Source organism: Treponema sp., from assembly GCF_045657965.1.
Taxonomy (GTDB): Bacteria; Spirochaetota; Spirochaetia; order Treponematales; family Treponemataceae; genus Treponema_D.
Genome location: NZ_JAZOUG010000344.1, coordinates 1 through 9,672, shown reverse-complemented (window position 1 = coordinate 9,672; position 9,672 = coordinate 1). Strand labels below are relative to the sequence as shown.

General features: G+C 39.8%; 3 protein-coding genes. All 3 read left to right on the top strand.

Annotation, left to right across the window (positions count from 1 at the left end; translation table 11 throughout):
- A partial coding sequence (locus ACKI5B_RS12885) for a sodium-translocating pyrophosphatase (protein ID WP_407429413.1) occupies positions 1 to 1,593 on the top strand: 1,593 nt, incomplete at its 5' end.
- 203 nt (positions 1,594 to 1,796) lie between these two features.
- Complete coding sequence (locus ACKI5B_RS12880; protein ID WP_407429411.1) at positions 1,797 to 7,175, top strand: hypothetical protein; 5,379 nt, start codon at positions 1,797 to 1,799, stop codon at positions 7,173 to 7,175.
- 19 nt (positions 7,176 to 7,194) lie between these two features.
- A partial coding sequence (locus ACKI5B_RS12875) for a hypothetical protein (protein ID WP_407429409.1) occupies positions 7,195 to 9,672 on the top strand: 2,478 nt, incomplete at its 3' end.

Below are 9,672 nucleotides of genomic sequence, written 5' to 3'. Positions count from 1 at the left end.
GGTATTTACACAAAAGCTGCTGATATGGGTGCTGACTTAGTCGGTAAAACAGAAGCTCACATTCCTGAAGATGATCCCCGCAATCCTGCTACAATTGCAGATAACGTAGGTGATAACGTAGGTGATGTTGCAGGTCTTGGTTCAGATTTGCTTGAATCTTATGTTGCTTCAATCGTTGCGGCAATCGCTCTTGCATACAACCTCATCGTAAAAGTAGGCGTTCCAGAAGGTTCTCTGAACGCTCTCTATACATTCCCGCTCGCATTTGCTGCTAGCGGTCTTCTTGCATGTATTTTAGGCGTTGCTTCACTTCTGGTTAAAAATCTTTCAAAATCAAAGAATGTTCACCGTCAGCTCAATTCTGCTACATGGATTGGAGCCGGAATCACTTTGATTGCAGGTATCTGCCTTTCATACTTCCTTTTCAATGGTAAGGGACTTGATTTTGATGCCCTCGGATTTAAAGCAGGCTGGGCTTCTCCTTTCATCGGCGGTGCAGTCGGTGTTGTCGCAGGTATTTTAATCGGTATCGTTGCTGAATATTACACATCTAGTGATTATAATCCTACAAAACGTCTTGCAGAAGCAAGCCGAGAAGGTTCGGCTCTTACAATTACATCTGGTCTTGCGCTCGGTATGAACTCATGTATGATTCCTTGTATCATTTTGGGTCTTGGAATTATCCTTGCTTACTATCTTGCAGGTCTTTACGGCGTTGCAATGAGCGCAATGGGTATGCTTTCGTTCGTATCTCTTACAGTTTCTGTAGATACATATGGTCCGATTTCTGACAATGCCGGTGGTATTGCCGAGATGTCTAAACTTCCTGAAGGTGTCCGTGAAATCACAGATACACTCGATGCAGTCGGAAACACAACTGCTGCAATCGGTAAAGGTTTTGCAATCGGTTCTGGCGGTCTTGCAGCCCTTTCCCTCATGCTTTCTTACATGTATTCAATTCCCGGCGAAAAACTCACAGGCGGTGTTCCTCAGCTTAACATTATGGAGCCGATGACTCTGGCCGGTGCAATTGTTGGCGGTGCAATTCCGTTCCTGTTCAGCGGTATGCTCATTGATGCAGTTGCAAATGCAGCCCGCAAAATGGTAGAAGAAGTCCGCCGTCAGTTCAAAGAAAAGCCTGGAATTCTTGCCGGAACTGAAGATCCTGATTACAAAACATGTATCGGAATTTCAACAAAAGGTTCAATCGGCCAGATGAAGGTTCCTGCTCTTATGGCAGTCGTAATTCCTGTAGTATGCGGTCTTTTGTTCGGCGCAAACTTTGTCGGCGGCATTTTGATTGGTTCTACAATCTGTGCAATCATGATTGCATTGTTCACCGGTAACGCAGGAGGAGCCTGGGACAACGGCAAAAAATACATCGAACAGGGCGGTCTTGCCGGCATCAAAAAAGGCGGAGAAGGCTACGATGTCGTTCATGACGCTGCTGTCGTAGGCGATACAGTCGGTGACCCGCTCAAAGATACAGTAGGCCCATGTATGGACATTTTCATCAAGATTATGTCTACGGTCTCGCTCGTCGCTGTAAGCGTATTCGCTCAGTATAACTTGTGGGCAGTGCTTTTTAACTAAATTTTCTCACAAAGCTCACAGAGAATTTTAACCACAGATTACACAGATGACACAGATTGAGTTTATAATCTGTGTTGTATCTGTGCTAATCTGTGGATTTTTTTTAGAGATTTTAGAAATTTACTGAATTTCCTCTTATGAAAAATAAACGAATTCTTATCGAAAAACTTGTATAAAATTTTCACTGGTTTCATAATAGAAGAATGATAAAAAGTTCTATTCTGAAAAAGGTATCTTTATTTTTAGCCGGTGTCTCTCTTTTTTTTGTTTCCTGTGATACGAATACAGGTCTGGGAGAAGAAGTTGATCTGGAAGCCCCGGTTATTTCGGTTCGGTCTTTAGTGAGTGACGGAAGCGATGCCGTTACAAATTTTGCAGGCGGAGTTTACTGCCATAAATCAGTTTCTTTTACTGGAACTGCCACTGATAATAATCAGGTTACAAGGGTTTATACTCAGATAAAACGCTCTTCAGATTCTTCATTTTCTGATTTTAAGACAGCAGTTATTTCTGGTACTACCTGGAATCTTGATTTTAATTTTGATGAAGAAGGAACTGTCATCTTAAACTTTATTGCATCTGATGCAAGCGGAAATTTCGGTACCAGATCTTCTAAAACTGTTATACTTTTTGTTGATGAAAATGCACCTGTAGGTACTTCCTGGTATATTGACCGTAAAATAAATGGAATTCAGTACAGCCTTCACGAACTTGATTATCTTAAATCTCTTGATTTGAATGAATCAGCAAATATTGATGCTGCTCAGAATATGGCTTTTGCAATCAGTGCAAATTTTAACGATACAATGGGAATTGATGTTGTATCAATCTCAATCTATGACGAGAATGAAAATCAAGTCTGTGAAATTCAAAAAGCGGACGACTCTGCTGTTTATGCGCCTGTATTTGAAATAACTAATGCACTTCTAACACAAGCCAATTCCAGTCTTGCAACAGGAAAGCATTATCTTCAGGTACGCTATTCTGCAAGTGATGTTGTCACTGTTCCTTCAGCAAACACAGTTACAGATGCTGTTATTGATGCCGGATGGTTTATCTGGTGGCCGGAAAGTGATGAACCGCGCTATGAGCTTCAGGAAGATATAGAAGAAAATGCCGGAAATAAAACGATTACCGTCTATGTAAACAGTTCTTTCCCGGTAACGGTTTTTGATGATGATGAACTTGAAAGTGCAGAAGTTACATTTACTTATACTGATGAAAATTCTGCTTCACAGACAGATACAAAAAATGCTTCAGTAAACAGCGGTGAACGTGAAAAGACAATGGTCATAACAACCCCGTCTACACCTCAGACAGCAGAGCTTAAAGTTAAAGCAAAAGGAAATAAGGGAACAACTGACGGCGGACTGTCAGTTTCTGAAACTATTACTGTCAATGTAGTTGATGCAACTTCTCCGATGCTCTTGATTACTTCGCCTAAAAACAATTCTGTGCCGCCTGTAACAATGTCTTCTGACAATACAAGTGCAAAAGTTACAATCTCCGGTACTTCACTTGATGTTTCCGGCTGTAAGTATCTTGAATTTGTATGGGTACCGGATTCAATAGCTTCTACAACGGCAGAAAAGTCAACTGTGGCAAAAGAATTCCTTGAAACACTTACAACTGATTCTGCCCACGACTCATACAAGCCGTCTTCCGGTTCAGCAAAACGCACAGAAATTACTGGTGTAGGTGTATTGTGGTCAGTTTCGCTTTCTTCTTCTTCATTCTCAGGCGGATTTAATACACAGACCTTCTCATTTGATATAGATTTATTTACTGATTTCTCTTCTTCAGGTGATGCATTTACAAATGAAAACAAAACTTCCGGTGATAAATTCTTTGTTGCACGCCTTGTAAGAAGCGGCTCAACCGGCACCTTTGCCGAATACAAGCTTGCAGGAGATTCTTCAAATCCGACTATTTCTCCTGTAACTCCGGGCGGAGACATGGCAATTGTTTCTAGTGAAGAAGAGCTTGTCCTTGAATTTAAGGGTGTAAAAACAAGCGGAATGGCAATGGACACTTCTGCATACGAAATCCGCCGTGTAGATGCAGGTGCAAATGATGGAAAATTTGGTAATTATGACTCTGGTAAAGGATATGCAACAGTTTCAGGAAATTACGATGCTGCAGCCGGAACTTATAAAGCCACTGCGATTTCAAAAGATATTTTGCATGCATGGAAAGAAAGCGGTACAAAACCAACATTTCAGTTCTTTGCAAAAGATTTACTTGGAAATGATGGAAAAGACCAGTACACAATCGTAATCAGTTCACTGCCGGTTTTAAAGAGCGTTACTTCACCTTCATCAACTATGCTTAAAAAAGGTGATGAACTTCTCATAAATGCTGTTTTTGACAATACTGTTTCAGTCAGCGATACTTCAGGTCTTTATGTAAAACTTACAGGCTTCTCTGATTCAACTGTGCGCCAGGCAAAATATAAAAGCGGTTCTGGTTCAACAACACTTGTATTTTCTTACACAATTGCTGACGGAGATTCTTCAGAAAAGGTTCAGGTAAAAAATGATGGCAGTCCAATTGAAGGACTTTCAGAAACAATTGCGACACAGACCGATGGAAACGGGGATTCTGTTGTAAATGAATCAAACCTTCTTCAGACAAAGAAAACCATCACTGTTGATGGTATTGTTCCGACGGCATCAATTTTAATTGAATCATCTCTTGATTCTTCTGAATCTGACTATACAAAGAACGGAACTGTTTATCTTAATTCGGGAAAAACTTTAACTGTAACTCTTACAACTTCAGAAACTGTATTAATTCAGGGAAGCCCGTCTTTTGAGTTTAAAATTGGTACAGAAACTGTTTCGCTTCCGTTTACAGGCTCAACTGCAAACAAAGTTACTTTCAGTAAAAAAATTGCTGAAACTGATGCAGAGGGTGTGCTTACTTACATTCCTGCATCATGTATAGCTGATTCTGATACAATTGTTGATAAAGCAGGAAACAAAATTTCTCTTTCCGGGGCTGCAGCCATTACTTCAAAATATGCTGTAGATATAACCGCACCTGCCGCACCTTCCTTTACAATCAAAGATTCCAGCGGAAACACTGTTGATGGAAGCGGAAGATATGCAAATTATGTTAAATTTTATGTAAATTCAGGTGATGATGCCACCGTAAAAACTACCCAGTATTCACGTGATGCCGGAAATATCTGGCTTCCATCTGACGGAACTTCTTTAACAGAAGGAAGCAGCGGTGAAGTAACAATTGATACATCGTGCAGCCTTACTGCCAGAAGAATTGACTATGCAGGAAATATTTCTGATTATCCTTCTGTAATAGATCTTAAGATAAACAGCACTTTCCCTGCTTATTCAATTGAATGTACAAATCCGGACGGAAATTACAAGGCAGGAAGCAAACTCGTATTCAAAGTTAGTTTTGATGACAAAGTAAACTATTCATCAACTTCCCTTTATTCAGAATCTGCACTTACAGCCGGAACCTGTGCTTACATTCAGTTGAGCGCACTGAATTCTGGCGAAAGCTGTGGAAATGGGGCAAACAGTGGAAGGGCATATCTTTCAGATAAGAACGGAAATGCACTTACAGCTGCTTCTTCTTCATCAACAGATACAGTTTACTTTACCTATGAAGCACAGGATCCGGACCAGTTCACTCTTAAAGTTGCAGCTTCTGATGTTAAATTAAATGGCTTTACTGATTCTTATGGAATTTCTCAGGGAAACAAGTATCTTGATGAGGATTATGAAAGAGAGTCACTTGTCTGTGACGGTGTTGCTCCTAAGGTTGTAAGCATGACACCGGGTGGAACAAAAACAACTGCAAGCGATGGAAATGTTTACTCTCAGGGAAATGTAATTACCTTAAAATTTAGTGAAGAAATTCAAAAATCAAGCGGAAAAATTACTTTGCGTCAAGTTGCAGGATGGGCTATCCCACCTGTTTTGAGTGGTGATGACTTTAGTACTGTTATAAATGCAATTCCTTCTTCATACACAGACAGTATAAGCGCAAAAACTGGAAAATATATTCTCTGTATGGATGAACTTGAAGATATGGAAGATGTTGAAAAGGGTATTCATTATGCAAACGACAATTATCATGGAGCTGGTCAATATGTCGGTCCATATAAAAAATCTTCACAAGGTCTTACTACTTCTGGAGCAAACTTCGTTCCCGATACATCTACAAAATATGTCCTTGATTTTGACTACGGTATTTGGGAAACAACAACTACTCATTATATAGGCCAAACATTCCAATCTGGCTATGCCTCAACAAACAATACTTCTTCAACAAACCGTCTGAAAGTTCTTTCAGGTTCTGAACTTTCTGAAACACGTACCGTAAATCAACTTAGAAATGCATTTGAAGCGGCAGGTTATCATGAGCGGGTTCTTGACGTTACCTCATCGGCTGTAGTGATAGATACTGACAATAAAACTGTTACAATTACATTCCCGGCCGGTCTTTGTGATATTTCAGATGAACTTCCTTACGGAAGAAAGTGGGAACTTGTAATCGAGAAAGAAGCCTTTATGGACTCTACGGGTAATTATTTTGGAGCTGAAGCAAATGGTAATAAAGCAGAAGCTGATGCCGTTCAAAAATCAGGAGTTCAATATACAGTCGGTTCTTCAGTTGAAACAGATTATTCTCAATATGCGGGTTCATGGGATCGTGCTCAAAGTTCTACTACTTCTCCTGTAGTTCTTATTTGTAATGGTGAAAATGAATATTTCTTTTCTGACAAAGTTGCAACTCCTGTAGTTCGAGTTGACCGTTATAGTTACGGACTTGGAATTTATCAGAGTGATGCAAATGGAACTGAAGGAAATCAAATTACTTCAGATGCAGTAAAACCGACAGGGTATGCACGTGTGCGAATTGACTGTGAAACAGATGGGGCGACTGTAAAATACACAAAAGATGTCAGTCATACAACTACTCCAAAAACAACAGGAACTGCTGATCAGATTGATACTTCAAACGGAACTTGTTCTTCTTATATAACGACCACATCTTTACCTTCCAGCCTTTCCTCAACTACTGCAGGTATAAACTATACGAAAGATACTTACTTTGCTGTTGGTAACGGAAAATACAATCAGGGCTTTAAGGGCTTTGTTATTGCTACTGCTACAAAAACTGGTTTTACTAACTCAGATTCTGGTTATGAAGGCGTTTTCCAGACTGTTGCAAGGATATATAACCATACACAGGGAAATGGATGGCGAAGTACAGCTACTTTAGACAAAGGCGACGGCTACAGAGATTTCTCAATTCGTGGAACTACAGGATGGGGTGGTGAGCCTGTAATTTCACCTTTCCCGCTTCGTGATTCACGAAACGGCTCTCCATATTTAAGACGATGTTTCCATGAATATGCTGTTGACAGTAATAGCCTGGACTATTACTGGGTAAGCTACGAAGTCCTTGTTGGTTCTTCTGTATCAGGTTACAGCTACGGAAATACAGGCGGAACATATTGGGGCTATAACTGGTCAAAAAACTGGGGTTATATCGAACCTGGAGAAACCAGCTATATTACGGGTATGCAATGCTGGGAAAGTTACTAAGGTAAAAGGGAGAATAATTATGAAAAAAGTATTTACAAAATATATCGCAGCACTTTCTGTATTTTCTTTCTTGGCAGGATTTTTTGTTTCATGTGGAGATAATTCCGGCTTAGGTGCTGCAATTGATCAGATTGCACCTCAGATTTCTTTGATTTCTCATTCTGATAATGACACTGTTCCTGTGGAATTTACACTTGCAGGAACTGTCTGGGATAACGAAAAAGTTTCTTCCTTTACGATTGATTTTGATGATGCTGACCTGCACTATAAAATCGTTCCGGGCGGAAAATGGTATAAAAAAACATCTGTTCAGGACTGGACTCAGCTTTCTGACACAGAAGCTTCCTGCAATGCAAACGGCTTGACCTGGTACTGGACCCTTCTTGTTGATACAGAAGAGGCAAGTACTGCCTGGACTGAAGATACGTATGAATTTACGGCCGTTGCCCAGGATTTAATCGGAAATTCCGGAAAATCTTCAAAACTTGACTGTTCCCTTATTGTTGATACGGCAAATCCTGATGTTTCTGTATATAAGCCGGATTTATTCAAATCTACCTATGCAAGTGCAGTTTCTTCTATGGAGAGCTACCAGCTTAAGGATGGAAATGTAATTGCAAGGCTTTTAAACGGTGACCTTAAATTTTCCGGCCGTCAGTCAGGTTCGCTTTCTTTTAAAGAACTTTTAATTGAATTTGATGACGGTGATACTTCTAAACTTGCCGGAAATACTTGTCTCCAGACAAATTTAACTGCTTATCCTTCCCTTACTGCTCCGACAGCAACAGCACAGCAGGTAGCAGATACTGTTATGTTATCTGGTGAAACAGAAAAACCGGAAGTTTATTATTCAAAACTTATCACTGAAGATTCCCGTTCATGGGAATTTACTGTAAAAGCAGATGAATGGGTAAGTGAGACAAAAAATCCGTCCCTGCAGACAGGAAAACACTTGATTCGTGTTGTTGCTTCAAGTGTAAGTAATTCATATGCGTGGGAAAAGAAAGTACTCGGATATTTTGTATGGTGGCCTGAAGCAGACACTCCATGGATTACAACCTATGCCGGCGATGATGAAGATAAAGGCTCTTCTGCTTATGAAGTTTACCCTTCGTCAAATTTCAGCGGAACAGCACAGGATGACGATGGAATCAAGTCTCTTTCATATGTGATTGAGAAAAAAGACAATGATACTTTCAAATCTTATTCAAGCGGAAATCTTTCACTTTCAGAAGCCGGGGCAAAATATTCAGCATGGGCTGTAACAACTCCATCTGAAAATGCAAATTACAGAATTACTGTTACTGTTGTAGATTTGTACGGAAAGAGCAGTGCTGTTACAAAATATTTCAAGATACTCGACGTTTCACCGCCAAAAATTGAAATATTAGCACCTTTGAGCGGATCATCTGCCATTGCAAATTCAAACGGAACAATTAACTTTGAAGGTACTGTTTCTGATGACGGAACTGTTACTTCTCTGTATGTGGCTTTCTTAAATTCAAATCCTCTGGTTAACACTGCCGTTCAGAATAAAATAAATTATATGAGCGGAAGTTCGTCTACGGCTTTATGGACTTCAGGAATAGCCGCAGGCTACACCGATTCAGACGGAAATATAATTTATAAAATTGATCTTGGAACACCGGTTGTACAGAATAATAAAAATGTTTATTCTTTCTCAAAATCTTTCAATCTCTTTGATGATTTAAAAATTGACGGTACTTCAAAAACAATTGAAGCCCTTGATTTTGTATTCCGTGCAGAAGATTCTGGCGGAACGAATTCCGTGCAGGTTTTAAGTCTTTCAGGTGATACTGAAGCTCCTGAAGTTGCGATTACAAAACTTGTACTCAAAGAAAATGGAAATGTTAAAAATACCTATAATTTTAAAGATAACGAAACTCCGACACTACCTAAAATTCAAAGCGGATATACTGCAGAACTTTCCGGTACCTGGAGTGATAATTCTACTGCAAACTGGATTGATAAATACAAACTCAAAATCTGTGATCTGGATTTAACCTGGAATGATAACACAATCTCTGCGACAATGAATAAAGCCGGCACCTGGACTGCTTCTGTAACTTCAGACCAGCTTCCTACTGCCAGCGGTATAATTAAGGCAAAACTTACAGATTTCGGCGGAAACTCAAAAACCGCTTCCCAGTCTGTCTTTATTGAAAGCTCTGAAGCCGGTCTTGAAAGCATCGGCTGTGAAAATGATGACGGAGCATACAAAGCTGGAGAAGAAATTCAAATTACGCTTGAATTTACAAAATCCACTGATGTAACTTACACAACTGCACCAACTCTTACTCTTAATAATGGAAAAACTGCTACATATTCAAGCGGTAGCGGTTATGCAAAACATATTTATACCTACACTGTAGCAATCGGAGATGATATTACCCGTCTTGATGTAACAAATATTAATGCAAATGGTGCAGAATGGACTGATACATCCTCTGGTACTCAACTTAAAGCTTCACAAGTT